The organism is Thalassotalea sp. G20_0 (assembly GCF_017744175.1).
Lineage (GTDB): Bacteria > Pseudomonadota > Gammaproteobacteria > Pseudomonadales > Endozoicomonadaceae > Endozoicomonas.
Window position 1 is genome coordinate 181,527 of record NZ_JAGHQV010000006.1, and the last position, 20,993, is coordinate 202,519.

The following is a 20,993-nucleotide window of genomic DNA, read 5'->3' on the forward strand; positions in this document are numbered from 1 at the left end:
CCAAAGCAAAACCACGTTCTAAGAACGTGGATCATTTACTTCGGTGGTAGTTTTAGAAGTATTTTTAGTAAATTTCAATTTTTATTTAATATGAAAGTACAATTCGATATTGCCATAATTGGCGGTGGTTTTTTTGGCCTTTTTATTGCTGAATATTTTTCCAAGATTGGTAAGTCAGTTATTTTGTTAGAAAAAGAAAAGGAGTTTATGACCCGTGCATCTTATGTTAATCAGGCAAGGGTACATAATGGTTACCATTATCCAAGGAGTGTTTTGACAGCTTTACGATCAAGGGTATCATTCCCTAAATTCAATAATGAGTTTAGAGACTGTATTTGTGATGAGTTTGTAAAATATTACATGATTGGCTCTTTGATGGGTAAGGTCACCGGGAAACAATTCAAGAGCTTTTGTGAACGAATAGATCTACCCTGTGAAGTGGCTTCATCAAAAGTTAAAAATTTAACAAATCCTAAGCTCATTGAGGAGGTTTTTCTTGCAAAAGAATTTGCATTCGATTCGAAAAAGCTAAGAGAGATAATGTTGGGGCGATTGGAGGCTACGTCTGTTTGCTTAACGACTAATGCTGAGGTGTATAAAATTTCTGAATCCAAAATGGGCGGTATTGATGTTAACTATTACCACCAAGATGAAGATTTTATTATTAGCGCTAGGCAAGTTTATAACTGTACATATTCTCAGATAAATAAAGTTGTATCAAATTCGTACATGAAAAATATTCACCTTAAGCATGAAATGACAGAGATGTGCCTTGTGGAGGTTCCTGATGCCTTGAAAGGTGTTGGGATCACAGTAATGTGTGGGCCGTTTTTCTCAGTAATGCCTTTTCCATCTAAAGGTTTGCATTCTTTCAGTCATGTACGATATACGCCTCATTATGAATGGCATGATAGTGATTCAGCCTATATTGATTCACATCAGCATATTGCAAATGTTAATAAAAAAAGTGCATGGAATAAAATGAGATATGATGCAAAAAGGTATTTGCCAATACTGGATTTATCAATTTATAAAGAATCTCTCTGGGAGGTAAAAACTATATTGCCTAGAAGTGAGACTGATGATTCTCGACCTATATTATTTAAAGCGAACTACGGTTTAAAAGGTTTTCACTGTATTATGGGGGGAAAGATTGATAATGTTTATGATGTTATTGATGTTATAAAAAATTTAGGTCTTGATAGTTGAGGTTTTTATGGATAACTGTTTTGTATCAGTTGTGATTAATGGTTTCTGTTTGAATGATTTTGAGTCAAAAGTTTTCCAGCTTCATCAGTATCTTCAAGGAAGATTTTCTGATTTTGAAATATTAATTATTGATTCCCCGGGGAAAGTTGATATTGATATTAATATTCATAGATTATTGGTAGCTGTTTCATCAATAAGATATATAAGACTTACAACCGATGTTGATCATGATGTTTTGGTTGCTGCTGGTCTTGAGAATTCTATAGGTGATTTTGTTCTTTGTTTTGATTTGGGGCGGGATCCAATCTTTAAAATTCATGACTTTGTTAAGTCTTGCCGGAGTGGTGATGATATTGTGGTTGGAACTGCAGAAGTAAGTACATCTTTTGCTTATCGCTGCATTAGGCCGTTAGTTACCAGTATTCTAAAGGATATTGGGTATGGGATTCCTCGAAATGCTACCGGTTTACTTTGTTTTAGTCGGCGAGCTATTAACTCAATTACTGAGTCAGGCAGGTTTCACCACAAGCTTTATGTCAAGATTTCTCAGTCAGGGTATAAAATTTCTAAGCATGAATATAAATTAGTTGAGGGAAAAAAAATTGAGAAATCTTTTTCAAAGGGGTTTAAAGAGTCTTTTCAATATTTGGTCTTTAACTCGACAAAGCCACTAAGATGGATGAGTGTAGTTGGCTTGTCTGCAAGCATTATTTCACTTTTTGTCGCTTCGTATAGCTTGATAATTAACTTGTTTAAAAATAATGTTGTTGCTGGTTGGACTACTACTATCATCTTTTTGTCAGTTATGTTTATTTTTCTTTTCACAATCATGGCCTTTTTTGGTGAATACATTGCACGGTTGCTTGATGACAGAAGTGAACATAAAGATTATTCAATTGTGTATGAGAAAAATAGCTCTGTCATGCTCAATGAAAATAGATTTAATGTTCTCTTCGACTCTGTTGAAAGTGAAGTTAATCTTGTTCAAACAGGAAGGAAATCTTAAGTGAGTAACCTTGATATTCCGAAGTTTCAATGTGTCGAATTCTCAGAAAAGAACTTTGACTACTGTGTTTGTGTGTTTGTGATTAATGAAGGTAATAGACTTTTAAATCAGCTGAAAGAAATGAGTCAGCTTGCTTTGCAAGCTGATATAGTGATTTCTGACGGGGGTAGTACAGATGGCTCCACAAATACAGATGTATTGAAATCTTATGGTGTCAACTCACTTCTTGTTAAGGATGATTTTGGAAAGCTTGGCAGTCAAATGCGAATTGCTTTTTCTTGGGCAATGAATAGGGGCTACAAAGGCGTTGTGGTTATAGATGGAAATAATAAAGATAGCGTAGTAAATATTAATGATTTTGTTTTAAAGCTTTCTGAAGGTTGGGATCATGTCCAAGGTTCAAGGTTTATTCCTGGAGGTGAGGCTATTAATACCCCAATCACTCGGCTATTAGGGCTAAAACTTATTCATGCTCCATTAATGAGGTTGGCCAGCGGTTTTCAATATACTGACACAACGAATGGTTTTAGAGCGTACAGCATGAATTTTCTTTTAAATAGAAATGTAGGCCTATTTAGATCGGTATTTACTGGTTATGAGCTTCATTATTATTTAGCAAGGACAGCACCTAGGCTCAACTTCAAATGTATTGAAATACCAGTTACGAGAAAATATCCTCAAGATGGCAGATTACCTACAAAAATTACTCCAATTCAAGGTAATTTTAACGTTTTAAAAAAGCTTTTTTCTGTTGTATTCGGAAAATATGATCTTAAGAATACGGGTGTCTAATTTACTTGCATAAAGGCTTTCCAGGCTTTCTCACTCAGGGAGTGGATATCCTGATATTGTGCCAGTATACGCTGCCATTTCTTTGCGAATTTATGCTCCCTGAGGTAGCCTATGGTTTCTGCATTCAGCACATAGGTCCGGTACGGGCGATGCAGTAATGTCAGGAAATTTTCCCGGCTTTTGCTCTCTGTGGTGCTGAACCAGGTAAACAACTCATTGGTGATGACAGTGCAGCAACCGTTTTGTTCTTTTGTCTCGCCCCGGCGTCGTCTGTTTGCAGGTAATGGGAGCAACGGATACCTGTCGCCTGTAGTTCGTCTTTTTCCTAGTGGAACGTTCGTGGCCTTTGGTAATCAGGTTACTGAGCTCCCCTGTCGAGATAGAAACACCTATATCCCAGAGAAACTCCAGTAGCTGGGCTGTGTACGCCACAGGCGAAATACTGATGCAAAATGAATGCTCGGAGCTGCGGGCCGAAATGATGACCGTTAAGAGCACTCGGCGGGAGATCACTGATGACTTTACCGTCGGGAGTCACCCACTTCTCAAGCCAGTTGCGTATTCTGGCGAACATGAACGCTCATTCTGGAAAATTCCAAAAAGTGTTCATGATGGCCCAGAATATGTGGAAGAGGCAATGCAGCTGAAATGCTCACTGGTTTTCGACATATGGCAGTTAATATGTTGAACAATACCAAAACCTTTAAATCTGGTCTGAAGCGGAAACAGAAAAAGGCCAAATGAGCACTCGATATCTGTCTGAAGTCCTTGCAGGATGCGGGGTTTCATGATTTTTCCATGTTATTCTGGTTCATTGGGGGTCACCCTTTGGTTTTGTTTGTTGGTGGTACTTCAAACTTAAACCGGTAACCCTCTCTTTTGAAGAGGTAGTGTCAGATCAGATCGTTACTTATTCTATTCATGGGCTTTCTGTCAGGCACTATCTATTGGTTAGATTTTTATAGGTCCGTGCACTCCTGTAACATCAGGATTATTTTGATAGCTTAGTAGTGTTCTTTATACTATTTTTCTTCTACTCAGTTAGATTATTATTTGTGCATATTATTTTTTTTAACATTACCTTAAGCTGATGTTTAATTCATTTCCAAATAAATCTCTCCTGCAAAACACCATTGCTCTTTATGTTATTCAGTTATCACTTATTGCCAGCCCTGTTGTTTTGATCCCTTTTTTGTCTCGGGCTCTTGGCGTTGAAATTTTTGGCATATATATGTATTGCCTAAGTATAGCATTCTGGTTTTCAATGGTTATAGAGTATGGTTTCCAGTTATCGGCTACACGCAGTATTGCTGAGGCGCAGTTAGATACTTATCGGGTAACCTCTGTTGTGCAACAGGTACAGAGTGCTAAGCTGTTTCTTGCTATGCTTGCTGTGGTCGGGTTGGTTATGTTTTTATGCATTGTCCCTTTGTCCCAAAGTAATCTGGGCTGGCATATCGTGACCGTTGTCTATGCGATTGTTCTGGGTTTCAGGCCTACCTGGTATTTTCAAGGGAAAGAAGATCTTACTGTTAACTCCCTTCTGGATGTGGGAAGTGCTATTCTCTCACTGGTTTTGATTTTTCTGTTTATCAAGAAACCCGAAGATGGTGTTTGGGCATTGGTATTTCAGTGTGGCGCTAAGGCGATTGCCTATCTGATTGCTAATGGAATGATTTATAGGCAGGTTGGAGGTTTTAGAGTCAGTATAAACGGCGCGCTGGAAGCACTTCGGGAAGGCTTCAGCATGTTTGTTTTTACAGCCTCCGTCAGCTTCTATACCACTGCAAATGGATTACTGCTTGGTTTTTTTGCGCCCGCTGCCACTGTTGGTGGTTTTTTATCAGCTGAAAAAATTACCAAGGCCGGTCTAAGTTTGCTGGGGCCCATATCCCAGGCCATTTTTCCCCGTATAACAGTGGTCGCAGGGCTTAACCCTGATCAAGCCAGGCAGATGGGACTTCTGATGACGGCTTTTATGGCCGCTTTTGGTGTAACGGGTGCCGTTTTGCTTTATTGTTTATCACCCTGGCTGGTGCCTTTTATCCTCGGGCCGGGGTATGAATCCGTTATTCCTATTATGCAGGTGTTGTCTTTGCTGATTCCGTTAATTGCCCTGAGTAATGTATTTGGCATTCAATACCTTTTGCCTAAGCGGAAAGACAGAGTATTTAACCAAATCATCATTTCTGCCGGTGCGGTTAATCTGGTTCTGGCAATCCTGCTGGCTGAGCATTTCCAAGCCATTGGCATGGCATGGGCTGTGGTGATTTCAGAAGCCTTTGTCACCCTCGCGATGATGATGGTTGTTCTCAAAAATAAATTTAGGTACTGATTTGTAGTCGTTATGAAAATATTAATGGTAGGCGCAGGCCTGACCTGTGCGGTTATCAGCCGTGGATTGGCTGAACATGGTCATGAAGTAACCGTGATCGATAGCCGGGCGCATATTGGAGGTAACTGTCATACAGAACGAGACGCAGAAACCGGGGTTATGCAGCACGTGTATGGCCCCCATATTTTTCATACCGATGATGCTGAAGTGTGGGAGTACGTTAACCGGTTTGCCACATTTGTTCCCTTTGTAAACCGGGTGAAAGCGGTGGCAAAAGGTAGTGTGTATTCGTTGCCGGTGAATCTGCACACCATCAACCAGTTCTTTGGCAAGACGTTCTCACCTGATGAAGCCAGCCAGTTTATTGCAGAGATTGCTGATAACACCATTGCTGAGCCTGAGAGCTTTGAAGAGCAGGCGATGAAGTATATCGGTAAAGATCTCTATGAAACGTTTATGAAAGGCTATACAGAAAAACAGTGGGGAAGGAGCCCGAAAGAACTGCCTGCCAGTATCCTTAAACGTTTACCCGTACGATTTAATTATGATGATAATTATTTTAATCACCCGTTTCAGGGAATGCCGGAACAGGGCTATACCGCGATGATTGATAATATTTTGGATCATGCGAATATCCAGGTTTTACTTAATACGCCTTTTCAGCATGACATGGTTGCTGAGTATGATCATGTCTTCTATTCCGGAACCATCGATGGATACTTTCAGTATCGACTTGGGCGCTTGCCATACCGAACCTTGACATTTGAAAAGCACATTGCAGAGGGGGATTTCCAAGGTTGTGCCGTTCTGAATTATTGCGATGCCGATATGCCTTATACCCGAATCAGCGAGCATAAGCACTTTTCCCCTTGGGAGACTCATAAAGGTACGGTTTACTTTAAGGAATTCAGCAGTGAATGTGGTGAGGGTGATACACCATATTATCCTGTGAATTTGCTGGGAGGCCATGAGCTTCTGAGTGCGTACCAGGAGCTTGCTGTGTCAGAAAAGAAAACGTCATTTGTCGGGCGGCTTGGGCAATACCGCTATATGGATATGGATGTGTGTATCAGAACAGCGCTCGATGAGTTGAATGCATTTCTGCGGAATTAAGTAATGAAAAAAGAAAAGGAAACTACCTGTGCGGTAGTGGTGACCTATAATCGCAAAGAGATGCTGGTAAAGTGCCTAGATGGTTTGTTGAAACAAACTTGCCCACTAGATGAAATTGTCATCATCGATAATGATTCTACCGATGGTACCAGCAATTTTTTAAAATCATCAGGCTATTTAGAGTTGTCAAAGATTCATTATTGCCTGATGGATGATAATCTTGGTGGTGCCGGTGGTTTCCACAATGGACTGAAAATAGCCCATGAAAGAGGCCATGACTGGTTCTGGCTAATGGATGATGATGTTATACCTCTGAATGACGGGCTGGAAAAACTGAGCCATTATAAAGAGCAATATCATGCTCTCCAAGGGCAGCGAACCGATGTGAGTGGCGACGTCATAACTTGGTTCCAGCGATATGATATTTCGAAAGGCCGAGCCGTTAATGATGAAACAATAATGAGGCCTATGCTGGAAAATAATGGAGTGGCAAAAACAAACTGTTGTTGTTTTGAAGGTTTGTTTTTAAGTAAAAAGGCTGTATCAACCGTTGGTTTACCGGATAGTGATTTTTTTATCTCGGAAGATGACACTTATTACGGTTTCTTATTAGGCGAAGCTTTTGGAGTTTATATTGTACCGGAAGTAACTTTGCATAAGCAGCGTAGCTCAGGAGAAATTGTCATAATTTTCAATAGGCAAAAAGTCATTTTGTCAAGATTTTACCTCTACTATTATGCTAGGAACCAATTCCTCATGGATAGTAAAATATATGAAAATAATTCTACAATGAGATTTTTATCTTACGTAAAGAGTGTTTTATATTTGACGGGGAAATTCTTGGCCTATCTTTTTTTATACAGGGATGTTGCACGCTCCAATGCGATTCTGAAAGGAATTAAAGATGGTGTATTAGGTAGATTTGGCAAAGCTAAATATATTTAATTTATGTTCTGAAAGTATCCGCCTATTTATGATGGTTCATATATATTATAATGTTGTTTGAGTTTTAGTTAGATGACCTATGAAAATAAAACATTTGCATTCTTAATGTGTGCTCATAAATTGGATGACTTTTTACCGCTGGCCATAGACAGCGTTTTAAAACAGACTTACATTGACTTCAAATTTTATATTATTGCAAACAACTGCGATGATGATTTATGGTCATACTTAAGTGGGTTAAAGGATCATAGAATAGAAATATACAGAACAAAAATTGGGCAGCTTGCCTTTAATTTGAATTATGGTATTAACTTAATCAGTGCTGATTACGTTATTCGCTTTGACTCTGATGATATTTGCTTGCCTGATAGATTGTCTAATACAGCAAATGCGCTTAAAAAATTTGAATATCCTGATGTTTTGTCAGGTTCAGCCCAATGGATTGATGTTAATGGGCGTGTTCTTAAAGATCAGTCAGTTTTCATGGAGTCAGAAGAAATCAAAAAACGTTTATGGTGGAACAATCCTGTATGTCATCCTGCGACAGCAATATCTCTGAATACGCTTGTAAGCCATGGTGGCTATTCTTGGGGGTTTGGTTCTGAAGATTATGATCTTTGGTTACGATTGGCGCGGTCCACAAAGACAAGATTTGTAAGAGTACCTGAAATCTACATTCAGTACCGTATATCAGGCAATCAATCTAAAGGAGGTATATTGCCTTACTCTGAATCAGTTGGATTGATGTTCCGGGAACTTTTCTTTACTAAGAAAATCCGCTTTTTCTTTGGGGGGCTTCTATGGATCATAAAAGCCTTGTTAAAAGGAAAAAGGTAAGAGGCTGTTTTAAAACTACTTAAGCCTTCGTAGCATTATTCGAATCATGCATATATAAACGTAGGCTTCTGAACTCCTTGCCAGCTGTTCATAGTCTTTAGATAAACGTCTGGAACCTTCAATCCAGCCAAAGGTTCTCTCCACAACCCAGCGCCTGGCTTGAATGACAAACTTTCCCCGTGGGCGTTTTGTGATTTCAAGTTCCCTTTTGGGTTTGAAGCGATAAAACCACTCTTCAAGGTAACCCCGGTAGCCACAATCAGCCCAGACTTTCCGGATTTTTTTAAAGTATTTCTTAAGGTGAGCCAATATGAACTGTCCTGCAAAACTATCACTCAATGCGGCTGCGTGCACCCATACCACCAGAATCAGGCCAAGAGTATCAACAGCTATATGACGTTTTCTGCCTTTTATTTTCTTTCCGCCATCATAGCCTCGATCCCCCCTTTCCCTTTTACCGAGGTTTTAAAGATTGGGAGTCAATGCTTGCGGCTGTTGGTGGTGGCTCTTTGCCCGCCTGAATTCGCACCTGGTCACGAAGTGCATCATGCACCTTCTTCCATATGCCATCATTTTTCCAAATTCGGAAATAGGTGTAGACAGTACTCCATGGTGGAAAGTCAGAAGGCAGCATTCGTCACTGACAGCCTGTTTTAGTGAGATAGAATATGGCATTCAATATCAGACGATAAATCCAGTCACGTTGTCGACCATTTTTTGAAGTATCATAATAGCCAGGGTCAGGGAATAGAGGCTTGAGGGATGCCCACTCGTCATCGGTCAGGTCGGATGGATACATAATTATCCTCCTTCTTCTGCTAATCAGATACTGTAGTTATAGACGACTTTGAGTTTTTACCCTGAGTTAATGGTCAGTAACTTTTACAACAGTCTCTAAGAAAATCCTTGAATAGAAACTTAGAATATATTTATGAATCAATGTAGATGTATCTTATGAAGACCAAGGTTGCCATCATTGGAACAACTGCCCAGACTCTCTTGGTTTTTCGCGCTGACTTAATCAAACAACTGATTAAGGAGGGAATAACCGTTTTCGCCTTTGCCATGGATTATGATGAGTTAACCATGGAGCGTGTACGTAAATTGGGGGCAACGCCGGTATCATACTCATTATCAAGATATGGTTTAAACCCGCTAACGGATCTTATCCATACTTGGCAGTTATCTTGTAGGCTGCGTGAGTTGCAAATTGATGTTGTATTTTCCTACTTCTCAAAGCCGGTGATTTTTGGCAGCCTTGCAGCAAGATTCGCCGGAGTGAAACGCTGTGTTGGTATGCTGGAGGGGCTGGGGTACACCTTTACACCTACAAAAAAAATATCTTTTAAGCGATGGTTTGCCAAGCGAGTACAGGTGTTCTTGTACCGCTGCATGCTTTCGGAGTTGGATAGGGTCATTTTTTTAAATGGTGATGACCAGCATGAACTTCTTGAGAATTACTCTATAAAAGCCAAAGATACGCTGATTCTTGGTGGAATAGGTCTTGATTTAAGCAATTACTGTTACTCACCGCCACCGAAGGCACCATTTCGATTTATTTTTATTGGTCGTTTACTGGAAGAGAAAGGTATCCATTTTTACCTGGATGCAGCGCAGGCCATCAAGCAATCCTATCCTAGAGTAGTATTTACCATACTCGGGCAAATGGAGAAAAAAGCGAGCAGTAAAAAACTGGCAAAGCGAGTGTTGCAATATCAAACTGATGGTATCGTTGAGTTCCCTGGGCAGGTAGACAATGTTGTTGAGTGGTTGACGAATGCTTCGGTGTTTGTACTTCCCTCCTATCGAGAGGGGTTTCCCCGAAGCACCCAGGAGGCGATGGCGATTGGTCGCCCAGCCATTACGACCAATGTGCCAGGTTGTCGACACTCAGTGCTTGATGGAGTAACAGGTTTTGTTGTTGAGATAAATGATGTTCAGGCACTGATTGATAAAATGCTCTGGTTTATTGAAAACCCCGAAGCTGTAGAATCCATGGGTAGAGCTGGGCGGGAATTTGCTGAACTCCATTATGATGCTGACAAAATCAATACTCGCCTGATTCAAGCCATTTTTGATAACTAACCGGTTTCGTATTTCTGTGAATCTTCTTGTTACCGGAGGTAGCGGTTTTGTTGGCCAGGCCCTGCTTCGATTGCTTACATCAAAGAATATCCCTTTCAAGTCTGCCATTCGCAACGCTTCAAGTGCACCTGTCAAATCTCGGGATATTTTCGTCGGCTCTATTGATGATGCAACAGACTGGTCAGTTCCTTTGAAGAATGTGGACGTTGTTGTTCACCTTGCTGCCCGTGCGCACATTATGAACGATGAAACTGCAGACCCTGTTGCGGAGTATCGCCGGGTGAACACCGAAGGCACTCTTAACCTTGCCCGGCAGGCTACTGATGCGGGTGTTTGTCGTTTTATTTTTGTCAGCTCGGTGAAAGTTTATGGGGAAAGTACTACCGGTATACCTCCCTATTCTGAGCAGTCTGCACTTGGGACTGAAGATCCCTATGGACTTTCCAAAAAAGAAGCGGAAGTGAAGCTCAAAGCATTAGGCGAGCAGTCAGGTATGGAGGTGGTGATTATTCAACCACCACTGGTATATGGTGCGGGGGTAAAAGCCAATTTTTTAAATTTGATAAAAATGGCTGACACTTCTTTACCATTACCCTTCAGGGCCATTCACAACAATCGGAGCATGGTTTGTCTCGGTAATCTTGTTGACTTTATTGTTCATTGTTTGGATCATCAGGCAGCAGCTAATGAAACATTTCTGATCTCGGATGGAGATGACCTCTCCTTGTCAGATTTGGTTTCTGTCATCAGAAAACATCTTGGTCGGCAACGTCACCTTTTTTCAGTGCCACCTTATCTTTTTCGTGCTTTGGCCAGTTTGCTGGGTAAGTCTGGTGTCGTAGATCGATTGATTGGTGATTTGCAGGTTGACTCTTCCAAAGCCAGGAAGCTACTTGGCTGGCAACCTCCATTTTCCGTGGAACAAGGTATTTCGGAGACAGTCAGTGGTTATTTGAAAACCAAAAGTTTAAAAGGAAAGCTGTAACGTGGCTTTGCGTATTTTTGATGTGTTTTTTTCATTGGTTGGCCTGATTCTGGGCCTGCCAGTACTTATGCTGATTTATCTGATTGGTCTTTTTGATACTGGATCACCACTGTTTCGACAGGAAAGGGTTGGATGTAACCAGCAACCATTTATGCTGGTAAAGTTTCGTACCATGGCTATAGATACGGCTTCTGTCGCCAGTCATCTTGCCTGTGCTACTTCAATTACACCAATGGGCAGGTTTTTGAGAAAGACAAAACTGGATGAGTTTCCGCAGCTCTGGAATGTGCTTAAAGGCGAAATGAGCCTGGTTGGTCCCCGGCCAAATCTGTTTAATCAGGTAGAGTTGATTGCTGCCAGAGAAAAGTTGGGAGTTTATGATGTTCGCCCTGGTATTACCGGGTTGGCCCAAGTGAATCATATTGATATGTCGACACCGGAATTGTTGGCTGAAAAGGACTCCGAGATGATTAACAGCTTATCTATTAATAGCTACTTTAAGTATATTCTGTTGACAGTTACTGGGAGTGGTCAGGGCGACAGAGTGCGCTGAACTTGATGCAGTATGCTGACTCTGAGGGAAGGCCAGTAATCACCCCTTGCACCCATGCTGCTGCTTGGGTGCGCGCAGCTTTCAAGTATAAATTCCTCTGCGGAGAAGGTAGCCGCAAAACCCCATAGGTCAGTAATTCTGAAAGAATTGCCGACAAAGTATAGGTTTTAAAGCCTATTTGTTGGCAAGCCTGCGTGTTACCGATAAATTGAACGTTCGCGACAACCTCAAAGCATGGGTACTAGCTGGGTACTTTGACCTTTTTTCAAACACGCCTCTTTTGTTATCAAATTCCATTTAGTTAAGACTATTTTCAAACCAATGATCCGAAAAAAACTGATCGCCTTACCTCGAGTGCAAAAACGGTTGATAAGCCTCACGATAGACTTGCTGATTGTATGGGTTGGTCTTTTTTCCTCGTTTCTGATTCGACTCGGTTTGGATGGTTTTTTCGACTACTCTGAACTTTTTGTAAAACTGTCCATTCTCTCACCGATTATTATTCTGCCCATTTGTATCCGGCTCGGGCTTTATCGAGCAGTGCTTCGTTATCTTAATTCCCAATTGGCCGTTACGTTGTTGCGGGTAGGTGGTCTTTCTGTTGCCGGGCTGATTGTGACAACCTATGTCCTTGGATGGGATGTACCCAGAAGCCTTCCATTTCTGTTTGGGCTGGTGTTTATGCTTTTACTGGGGCTTTCCCGTTACACTGCCCGATATTGGTTGCTGGGTTTTTCATTGCCAGATATTTTGATGTCACCTTTTACTGCCAGCTTCCATGGATCGTATCATCGCAGAGGTAAACCTGTTGCAGTATACGGAGCGGGTGATGCGGGGTGTCAGCTGGTATCAGCTTTAGATCGTGGATGGGAATACAGGCCAGTGCTATTTGTAGATGACAACCCAACACTAGAGGGCCGCATTGTTTATGGCCGAAAGGTCTATCATAGCAGCCAGCTCTCTCAACTGGCTGAGCAGAAATTATTTGACCAGGTATTACTGGCATTACCATCCATCTCAGATTCGAAACGCAAAGCCATTGTTCAGAACCTGGAACAATTGCATTTGCCGGTAATGACGATGCCAGCGATGGCTGATCTGGCCAGTGGACGTTTGCAGATTCAGGATATTAAAGAGGTGGAGGTTGCTGACCTGCTAGGCCGTGAACCTGTTGCTCCGGATGAGCAGCTCCTGCATCATTGCATTAAAGGATTAACGGTCATGGTGACCGGTGCTGGCGGCTCTATTGGCTCTGAACTTTGTCGCCAGATTATCCGATTAGACTGCCAACGTCTTATTATTTTTGATCATTCGGAGTTTAATCTTTATCAGATAGAGCAGGAACTAACTCGTATAAAGTCCAGCCTTTCTCTGCATTTCGAGCTTATTACGGTTCTGGGTTCGGTTAATGACCCTAACCGACTGCTGGATGTAATGAGTGGTTATCAGGTCAATACTGTTTACCATGCTGCGGCTTACAAACACGTACCTATTGTTGAGCATAATATTTCGCAAGGTGTTCGAAATAATGTTTTAGGTACACTCTATACCGCCCAGGCTGCAATGGTTTGTAACGTGCAAAACTTTGTTTTGATTTCAACGGATAAAGCCGTTCGCCCAACCAATGTAATGGGGGCAACCAAGCGTTTGGCTGAAGAGGTCTTGCAGGCATTCAGCACTCAGATCAATTTTGACTTATTACATCCAGGAATGTTCCGGGGAGCCGTTTCTGTAATCAATAACACTCGCTTCACCATGGTTCGTTTTGGGAATGTGCTGGGTTCCAGCGGTTCGGTCATCCCGAAGTTTCGTGAGCAGATCCGTTCCGGTGGTCCAGTCACTGTCACACACCCCGAGATTACCCGCTACTTTATGACCATCCCCGAAGCTGCGTTGCTGGTTATTCAAGCGGGCTCAATGGGAACTGGTGGCGATGTGTTTCTGCTCGATATGGGGGAGCCTGTCAAAATTGTAGACCTTGCTCGTCATATGATTCGTTTGTCCGGGTATTCAGAGAAGAATGAAGAAAATCCAGAGGGTGATATTTCTATTGAGTTTTCAGGCCTCCGACCAGGAGAGAAACTCTATGAAGAACTGCTCATTGGGAACAATGTAAATAAAACGGACCATCCCCTTATTTATAAGGCTGTGGAAGAATCTGAGCCTTGGGGAGAGTTAAAGTTAGCTATCACTGAAATTCTGGCGGCAGTTGATAAACATGATTATCAACAGGTGAGAGCAACAATTGGTAAGCATGTATCGGGATTTAAACCAGATTCTGCATTAGTTGACTGGTTATCGGTGAGTTACCGCAGCAAAAGTTCACATACTTTCTCTTCATCTATAGTTGATCATGAAGTTAATAGCTGATCTCTATAACAAAAAAAACTCTTTCTATAATATGTTTTTAAAAGATACAGATTATGAAGAAACCATCGAGTCTTATTATTGGTAGTAATGGATATGAAGAAAAATATATTTATTTATTCGCAGTAATTGCATCCAGCCTATTGAGTGTTTATTTAATATGTCAGGATGATTTGATTAACCCTGATGGGTATTTGTATCTCGAATTAGCTCAAGAGTATCTAAAAAGTGGTACATTTTCTGCGTTTTCGATCTATGGCTGGCCTTTTTATTCAATTATTACAGCCTTATTTCATTGGTTGACTCATATTCCACTTGAATTATCTTTCTATATTTTTTCAGTGGTGTCTGATGCAGTTGTTGTCTTTTATTTTCTTAGAATACTATCACTGCTTTCAAATGATAAGAGAGCTGTTCTGTGTGGTGCCATAATACTTCTGTGTGCAGCTGTTTTTAACAATTATCGAGATATGGTAATACGCGATCATGGCTTTTGGGCTTTCATGATGGCAGGGTTTTTCTATTTATTGGTATCAATCAGGGATAAAAGCCCGAAGTTTTTTCTTATTGCTTTATTATGCTCAGTATTGGCGACTTTTTTTCGAGTCGAAGGTGTTGTTTTTATTGCCTCGTATTTTTTATTTTTTATTGCTGCCCATCTGAAAGGTATCAGTTTACGGAACCAGATTCTATGGGTTTTAATTCCATGCTCACTACTGGTTACAGCATTTATTATAGGATTTTTACTTTTTTCTTCTTCAAAGCTCGTTCAGGATGTATATCTCTACTTAGATGTTTCTTCTCTAATAACCGGCTTGTTGTCAGGAGCAGGTCTGATTAAAGAACAGTTTCTACCCGAGTACGGAGATGATTACTCAGTACTCTTTGTTGTTGCTGGGTTATTGAGCATTCTTTTTGTAGAAGTGTTAGGTGCCATTGGTAAATTCTATTTGTTGTTATTACTGCTGCATGTCAAGCCAGTTATCGAATGGTATAGAAATAATAGTGTTATCTTGATGATGACGTTTGTTTCAATTATCCCATTAGCTGCTTTTGTGCTTGTTAAATACTTTGTGGTAACACGTTATGTTTTTTATACATCATTATTGATGTTGATTCCTTTAGTGTGTGTTATTTCTGAAACGTTTTCATTTAAAAGAAATAGACTGAAATCCAGTGTTGTTGCTTTTCTGATTTTTGCATCATTCATTGATAGTGTTGTTAGCTTTAATAAAACAGAGAAAGTGTTTTTTAAAGATGCTGCATATTGGGCAAGCGCTAATTTAGCGAGTTGTGGCACCATTGGTACGAATCATAAGATTTTAAACTATTTAATTAATGGCAGCTATGCACAAACCATTTTTTACGGTAATAATGGTACTGAAGATTCGATAGATTATCTTGTTTATTATGCAAAGCGAAAATCGGGTGATCTTACTCGCTTGGAGAACAATGGATGGCTGATGCTAAATAGCTTTGTTAATAATAAATCTGACCATATTTATGTGCTCGGTAAGGATTCTGGTGATTGTAAAGAAAAACGGCAGTAAAAAGTAAAATATATTAATGCTCTATGAATTTGAGGTTTTGTGTGAAAAGTATTGTAATCGTTATTCCATACTTTGGTCGGTGGCCTGAATGGTTTTCATTATTTCTTGAGTCGTGCAAGTGGAATCCAACTGTTAACTGGATTTTCTATACTGATTGTGAACCTCCTAAAGGGGTTTATCCAAACGTTGAATTTTATAGTTTGTCTTTCAAAGAGTACAAACAGTTAGTTTCAGACAAATTGGGAATAAATTTCAATCCCGATAACCCTTACAAACTTTGTGATATAAGGCCTGCCCTTGGTTATATTCATGATCAAGACATTGTTTCTTACCACAGCTATGGTTTTGGAGACATCGATGTTATATACGGGAATATAAGGGATTTTTATACGGATGGGATTTTAGAATATAATTGTATCTCATCTCATTGGGATCGCCTCTCAGGGCATCTTTGTATTTTTAAGAATTCAGAGTTCATGAGAAATGCATTTCGTAAAATTGATAATTGGCAAGAGCTGATGGAGAAAAAGGAACATATTGGTATTGATGAATCAAAATATTCCAAAGTGTTTCTTCGCCATAAAAAATACCCGAACTGGGCAAGACGCCTTTATAGCTTGGCTAGTTCGTATCAAAGAAATAATTACTTCAAAGAACAGTACAGTACAGTGTTATTTCCAAAGCATTGGTGGAATGGTTCCTGGGACCATCCTACTCGGTGGTATTGGAAGGAGGGTAAGTTAACAAACAGCGAAGATGGTGACAAAGAGTTTCTCTATCTTCATTTCATGAATTTTAAATCCAGTACGTGGTTGCACAAGTCACGTGGTGAAAAGGCATTTTGGGATGGGCAAACTAAAATAAATTTTGTACCTCACGGTTTAGAGTCAAACGGATTCATCATTGACGAGACAGGGTTTCATCAGCCTTAAGAATTATGTGCATTGTTATAGCCTTAGGGGGAGGCTGACTACTCTCTAAGGCTTATGTGTGTTTTTAACTAGATAATTAATTTATTTATATGTTTCCATAAATGGCTGTGCCCAGAATGCGGTTTTCACAGAAGCAGACGTAAAATTTGTTGTGATTTTTTCATTTATTTTGAAAATAATTTGCTCTCTTTGCTTCTGATTGAGAACAAAGTACTTCTTCATGGCGTTTGACAGCCCTAGCTCATCGCCAATATCAAAAATTTCTCCGACACCTTCATTGGCCTCTTCATTACCATCACATCGACTTACTATGGATGGCAGCTCGGCTGCATAAGCCTCTAACAAGGCTACAGGCAGACCTTCACGAACTGATGACAACAAAAAGCAATCCAATGCTTTTAAATAGCGATAAGCGTTAGGGATTCGACCTAAAAACTTCACTCGATTTTCGAGACCCAGGTCGTGTACTTGCTTTTTTAAAGCCTCTTCCAGAGGACCTGCGCCAATGATGACCAAGGATGCTTCAGGTAGATCATCTTTGATCATGTTAAAGCCTCTAATCATTGTTGCCTGGTCTTTGTCGGCATGAAGCCTGCCAACGGTTCCGAAAATAAACCCCTTTTCACCTATGCCTAACTCAGATCTTGCCTCATTTTGATTTAGCTGCTCTTCCCGAACCCTTCCAAAGTCCAAGCTGTTGTAAAGGTATGAAATACTTTTCTTATCCATGAAGGGCAGATAGTGTCTGATGTTATCCCGCACCGCCTTTGATACACCAAGCAAAGCTATTTGTTTACGATGACGATAGACATAGATTCTGCGCGTTAACCGTCTGTAATCATCTCTTATATGGTGGATACCGATACAAAACAAGCCCTTTAAATGAGTGACGATGTATAGGGCCTTATATCTGTGGGCTATTGCAAATCTAAATTTATATTTCTCATACAGTTTTTTTATATCTGAGATAGGGCCTTTTTTTAGCCCACGTATTTCTTTAGACTCATAGTCTAGAAAGATGACTTCGTGGGAGTTACAGGCACTGACAACTGAGCTATCTTCCTTACCTTTTATAAATACAGTGACTACTTTATAAGGGGTATTCTGGAAAAATGATGCATATTGTCTAGCAACACTTAAAAAGGGGGCTTTGTAGTCGTGGCAAAGTTGCAGAACATACATTGTATAACGACACCATCTGGAAATGACTGTTGATTTTTAATCATTGAGATTATCTATATCCCAGTATCACTAAAAATCTTCATTGAAGGCAGTGCTGATGCATAGACTATGGATGTGGCTTGCATGTATTTGATGTTTACCATACTGTTTTCACACAAGAGTAAATCCTAACAATGATTATGTGCTAGAGGATAATATCAGATTTCGTGTTTTGATCCCATGTAATTCTTCTGGTTGGGTTAAGATAACTTAGGCTAAATAAGTGCCTCTGAGATTGTGCTTTACTCAAGAAATTACCAATGTAGTGGTCACAATGGTCTGAAGCGGAAGCAGAAAAGACAGCGATGAGCACTCATATCTGTCTGAAGTCCTCGCAGGATGCTTGGTTTCAGAAAATCGGGGTCGAAAATCGGGGTCATATATGGTCCACCCCGCATTGCAAGGATAAGTTTTCCATCATGACTAAAGAGTAATGCTTCCACTCTCTTAATAAAGAATCCGGCCTTTGGGGTGAGGTCACAATGCCTCTGGCCCTGATGGAATCCGCTCACTCCCACCTCTTCAGGTCTTCGGCCTCTATGGGCCCTGACCCCGGTCGGGAATGCAGGTCTTACCTTTTATGCCATCATTTGAACTTTATCCGCGCAACTCGTTGCAGGCTTCTTACACTGATTAACCGCTCTTGCTTTTCTTGTCTAACGACAAATGTTTAATAGCTTGATGCCGATGCTCATGCTGCTGCCCTGTAGGGTTCTTTCTTGGTTAACACAGCCCAGGCAATGCGAGCATTTTTATTGGCAACAGCCACCGCTGATATATATTCTTGCCCCTGCGCTGGTCAAGCTCTTTAATCCAGTTATTACGTCGATCGTCGTGTTTATCGGCTACCCTGACAACGGTTCTGCCACCGTGTATCAACAGGGTTCGCAGGTAGGTATCACCCCGTTTACTAATCCCCAGTAAAGTGGGTACGCCACCGGTAGACTGTTGTTTGGGTACCAGTCCAAGCCAGGCTGCCATTTCCCGACCATTTTTAAATGCTGTTATGTCACCAATCGCTGCATACAGCACTGTTAAACCATTTTCAGCATCTTCCAGAACCAGTGGGATCTGTTTACGGATATAGGATATTCCCTTTGGAACTCCGTACTCCATTAATAACCCTCTTATCTGGTTACCCAATGCTGTTCTTCTGGCCACAGCCTGGCTGCGTATTCTATGCAGGCTCTGAATGTCCTGTTGCTCAATAGTTTTAGTGGGTACAAAGCGCATATTGGGACGTTGCATGGCTTCACAAATGGTTTCAGCATCAGCAGCGTCATTCTTGTTTGACTTTACATAGGGCTTCACAAATTGGGGAGCCATAATGTGAACGTCATGCCCCAACTCGGTAAACTTACGACACCAGTAGTGTGAGCCACCACAGGCTTCAATGCCAATAGCACATTCAGGCAAGTTGGCAATAAAGGGTAAAAGCACCTTACGGTTGAGTTTCTTTTTGATGACCACATTGCCCTTGGAATCAACGCCATGAAGCTGGAAACTCTTTTTGCTCAAATCAATTCCGAGAAATGCCACCTGACCTTTTTGCTGAGATCCTGATTTGTTATGCTTGACCATGGTTCGCTCCGTTTCTTATTCTGAATGATGTCTGAACAACTCATTCTATCCTGGCTCATTTGAAGCCGTTTTGGGAGCGGGGCGGACCATTCCATTAGGTCTTTCTTTGTGCACAACTTTTGTCGTATATAAAGATAATAAAGAAGGCATTTTCACAATGTAAGGCATGCCTCAAATTCCCCTTTCTAATCTTAACAACTCTACTCTCAATTTCTTACTTGGCTTATAAACGATAGAATTTTACACAAAGACCTGAGTCCTTTTTGTTGACCACGCTTTTAGTCCCACTCTTCGAAAGTAAGTGTGCCAGAACGTAGGCCATCAGGAGCATTCACAAATCATCGAAAACAGGGCTCATCCCATGGGTTAAACAGCTCAGCCTGGCTCTGTCGCATATCATCGATGTTCCGGGTAACCACTGTGCAATTATGGACTAAACCTGTCACTGCAATTAACCCATCAATAGCTGGTATTGGGGTGCCCGCCAGTTCGGCTTCGGCTTGAATAGCACCCCATTTAAGGGTCACATCTAAGTCCACTGACAGGATTCGGTGTCTAAATCTGTCTTTAAGGTCAAACTCCAGCCAGTTGCGTAATTTTCTTCGCCGGGCAGGGTCTTTATTTTTTTCGACTCCTTTTTCAATCTCTCCCAAAGTTAATACACAAAGGTAAAGACTTTGTTCATCCACACTTCCTAACCAATCGATCACTTGCGGGTTTGGTTTTTTTTTGAACGCTTCGGATAATACGCAGGTATCGAGTAGATATTTCACAGTTCAATATCCCTCGGCATCTCTTTGTCTCTGGTAAACTCTTCTGTCTCTGTGGTGCCTGCAAAAGGTGAGCTGCGTAAAAAGTCAACCAGGTTGTTTTCAGGCAGGACCATTCTCTGGTAATCATCGTAAGAGATCACCACTACTGCGTTATCACCGTGTTTGGTGACAAATTGAGGGCCTTCATTACAGGCCTTTTCTACTATGTGACTGAACTTGCTTTTTGCTTCCTGGAGTTGCCACTGGTTTGCCATGATAAGCCCCTTGTAATTGATGATGACTTGAAAAGACTAGTCTGACCAGATTTCAGCGTCAAGGTAGCCCGCAAGCTTTTCCAGGAAAATTGGGGTCAAAGAAACCGAAACCGGGGGTCACGAAACCGGGGGGCATATATGGTCCGCCCCGCGATGCAAGGAAAAGTTTTCACAATGGCTTTAAAGAGTAATGCTTCCATTCTCTTAATAAAGAGACCGGCCTTTGGGGTGAGGTCTCAATGCCTCTGGCCCTGATGGAATCCGCTCATTCCCACCTCATCAGGTCTTCGGCCTCTAAGGGCCCTGACCCCGGTCAGGTTCAAGGGAATGCAGGTCTTACCTTTTATGCCATCATTTGAACTTTATCCGCGCAACTCGTTGCAGGCTTCTTACACTGATTAACCGCTTTTGCTTTTCTTCTCTAACGACAAGTGTTTAATATTGAAATACCTATG

17 protein-coding genes and 2 pseudogenes are annotated in these 20,993 nt (G+C 41.1%); 13 read left to right on the forward strand and 6 right to left on the reverse strand.

Annotated features, from left to right (window positions below; all coding sequences use genetic code 11):
• The first annotated feature begins 90 nt into the window (after positions 1-90).
• From J7438_RS05660 to J7438_RS05670, 3 genes are read left to right on the forward strand one after another with little or no spacing between them, the layout of a single operon-like run.
• Positions 91-1,209: an FAD-dependent oxidoreductase gene (locus J7438_RS05660; RefSeq protein ID WP_209275767.1), complete on the forward strand. Its 1,119-nt coding sequence runs from the start codon at positions 91-93 to the stop codon at positions 1,207-1,209.
• Positions 1,210-1,216: 7 nt separating this feature from the next.
• Positions 1,217-2,215, forward strand: a complete 999-nt coding sequence (locus tag J7438_RS05665) for a glycosyl transferase family 2 (protein WP_209275768.1) — start codon at positions 1,217-1,219, stop codon at positions 2,213-2,215.
• The gene (locus J7438_RS05670; protein ID WP_209275769.1) at positions 2,216-3,007 is read left to right on the forward strand and encodes a glycosyltransferase family protein; all 792 of its coding nucleotides are present in this window, start codon (positions 2,216-2,218) and stop codon (positions 3,005-3,007) included.
• Here the strand turns inward: J7438_RS05670 and J7438_RS05675 are convergent.
• The gene (locus J7438_RS05675; protein WP_209275770.1) at positions 3,004-3,300 is read right to left on the reverse strand and encodes a hypothetical protein; all 297 of its coding nucleotides are present in this window, start codon (positions 3,298-3,300) and stop codon (positions 3,004-3,006) included. The two genes, J7438_RS05670 and J7438_RS05675, sit on opposite strands and share 4 nt — an antisense overlap.
• 797 nt (positions 3,301-4,097) lie before the next feature.
• Between J7438_RS05675 and J7438_RS05680 the strand changes: the two genes are divergently transcribed.
• The 4 genes from J7438_RS05680 (at position 4,098) to J7438_RS05695 (ending at position 8,237) form a co-directional block, all read left to right on the forward strand.
• Positions 4,098-5,342 (forward strand): oligosaccharide flippase family protein, encoded by a 1,245-nt coding sequence (locus tag J7438_RS05680; protein WP_209275771.1) that lies wholly within the window; start codon positions 4,098-4,100, stop codon positions 5,340-5,342.
• A gap of 12 nt (positions 5,343-5,354) precedes the next feature.
• Positions 5,355-6,455: a UDP-galactopyranose mutase gene (glf, locus tag J7438_RS05685; RefSeq protein WP_209275772.1), complete on the forward strand. Its 1,101-nt coding sequence runs from the start codon at positions 5,355-5,357 to the stop codon at positions 6,453-6,455.
• A 3-nt stretch (positions 6,456-6,458) separates the two neighbouring features.
• Positions 6,459-7,400, forward strand: coding sequence for a glycosyltransferase family 2 protein (locus J7438_RS05690; protein WP_209275773.1), 942 nt, complete (start codon positions 6,459-6,461; stop codon positions 7,398-7,400).
• Between the two features lie 72 nt (positions 7,401-7,472).
• Entirely contained in the window at positions 7,473-8,237 is a 765-nt protein-coding gene (locus J7438_RS05695; RefSeq protein ID WP_209275774.1) for a glycosyltransferase, read from the forward strand.
• 15 nt (positions 8,238-8,252) lie between these two features.
• Here the strand turns inward: J7438_RS05695 and J7438_RS05700 are convergent.
• Positions 8,253-9,060, reverse strand: a pseudogene (locus tag J7438_RS05700) (IS5 family transposase).
• A gap of 131 nt (positions 9,061-9,191) precedes the next feature.
• Here J7438_RS05700 and J7438_RS05705 point away from each other — a divergent pair.
• The 6 genes from J7438_RS05705 (at position 9,192) to J7438_RS05730 (ending at position 16,709) form a co-directional block, all read left to right on the forward strand.
• The gene (locus tag J7438_RS05705) at positions 9,192-10,322 is read left to right on the forward strand and encodes a glycosyltransferase family 4 protein (protein ID WP_209275775.1); all 1,131 of its coding nucleotides are present in this window, start codon (positions 9,192-9,194) and stop codon (positions 10,320-10,322) included.
• Between the two features lie 16 nt (positions 10,323-10,338).
• Positions 10,339-11,307, forward strand: a complete 969-nt coding sequence (locus J7438_RS05710; RefSeq protein ID WP_209275776.1) for a UDP-glucose 4-epimerase family protein — start codon at positions 10,339-10,341, stop codon at positions 11,305-11,307.
• Position 11,308: 1 nt separating this feature from the next.
• A complete protein-coding gene (locus tag J7438_RS05715) occupies positions 11,309-11,860 on the forward strand; it encodes a sugar transferase (protein WP_209275777.1) in 552 nt (183 codons plus the stop codon).
• Positions 11,861-12,181: 321 nt separating this feature from the next.
• Complete coding sequence (locus tag J7438_RS05720; protein WP_209275778.1) at positions 12,182-14,230, forward strand: polysaccharide biosynthesis protein; 2,049 nt, start codon at positions 12,182-12,184, stop codon at positions 14,228-14,230.
• Positions 14,231-14,283: 53 nt separating this feature from the next.
• Positions 14,284-15,777: an ArnT family glycosyltransferase gene (locus tag J7438_RS05725; protein WP_209275779.1), complete on the forward strand. Its 1,494-nt coding sequence runs from the start codon at positions 14,284-14,286 to the stop codon at positions 15,775-15,777.
• 41 nt (positions 15,778-15,818) lie between these two features.
• Positions 15,819-16,709 carry a DUF6625 family protein gene (locus tag J7438_RS05730; protein ID WP_209275780.1) on the forward strand — a complete coding sequence of 297 codons (891 nt, stop codon included), beginning with the start codon at positions 15,819-15,821 and terminating at the stop codon, positions 16,707-16,709.
• A gap of 81 nt (positions 16,710-16,790) precedes the next feature.
• On the opposite strand, the gene J7438_RS05735 is transcribed toward J7438_RS05730, so the two are convergent.
• From J7438_RS05735 to J7438_RS05750, 4 genes and pseudogenes are all read right to left on the reverse strand, one after another.
• Positions 16,791-17,891, reverse strand: coding sequence for a glycosyltransferase (locus J7438_RS05735; protein WP_209275781.1), 1,101 nt, complete (start codon positions 17,889-17,891; stop codon positions 16,791-16,793).
• Positions 17,892-18,621: 730 nt separating this feature from the next.
• A pseudogene (locus J7438_RS05740) lies at positions 18,622-19,511 on the reverse strand (IS110 family RNA-guided transposase).
• A gap of 338 nt (positions 19,512-19,849) precedes the next feature.
• Positions 19,850-20,284 (reverse strand): type II toxin-antitoxin system VapC family toxin, encoded by a 435-nt coding sequence (locus J7438_RS05745; protein ID WP_209275782.1) that lies wholly within the window; start codon positions 20,282-20,284, stop codon positions 19,850-19,852.
• Positions 20,281-20,538: a type II toxin-antitoxin system Phd/YefM family antitoxin gene (locus tag J7438_RS05750; RefSeq protein ID WP_209204488.1), complete on the reverse strand. Its 258-nt coding sequence runs from the start codon at positions 20,536-20,538 to the stop codon at positions 20,281-20,283. Before J7438_RS05750 ends, J7438_RS05745 begins: the two co-directional genes overlap by 4 nt.
• Positions 20,539-20,993: the final 455 nt, after the last annotated feature.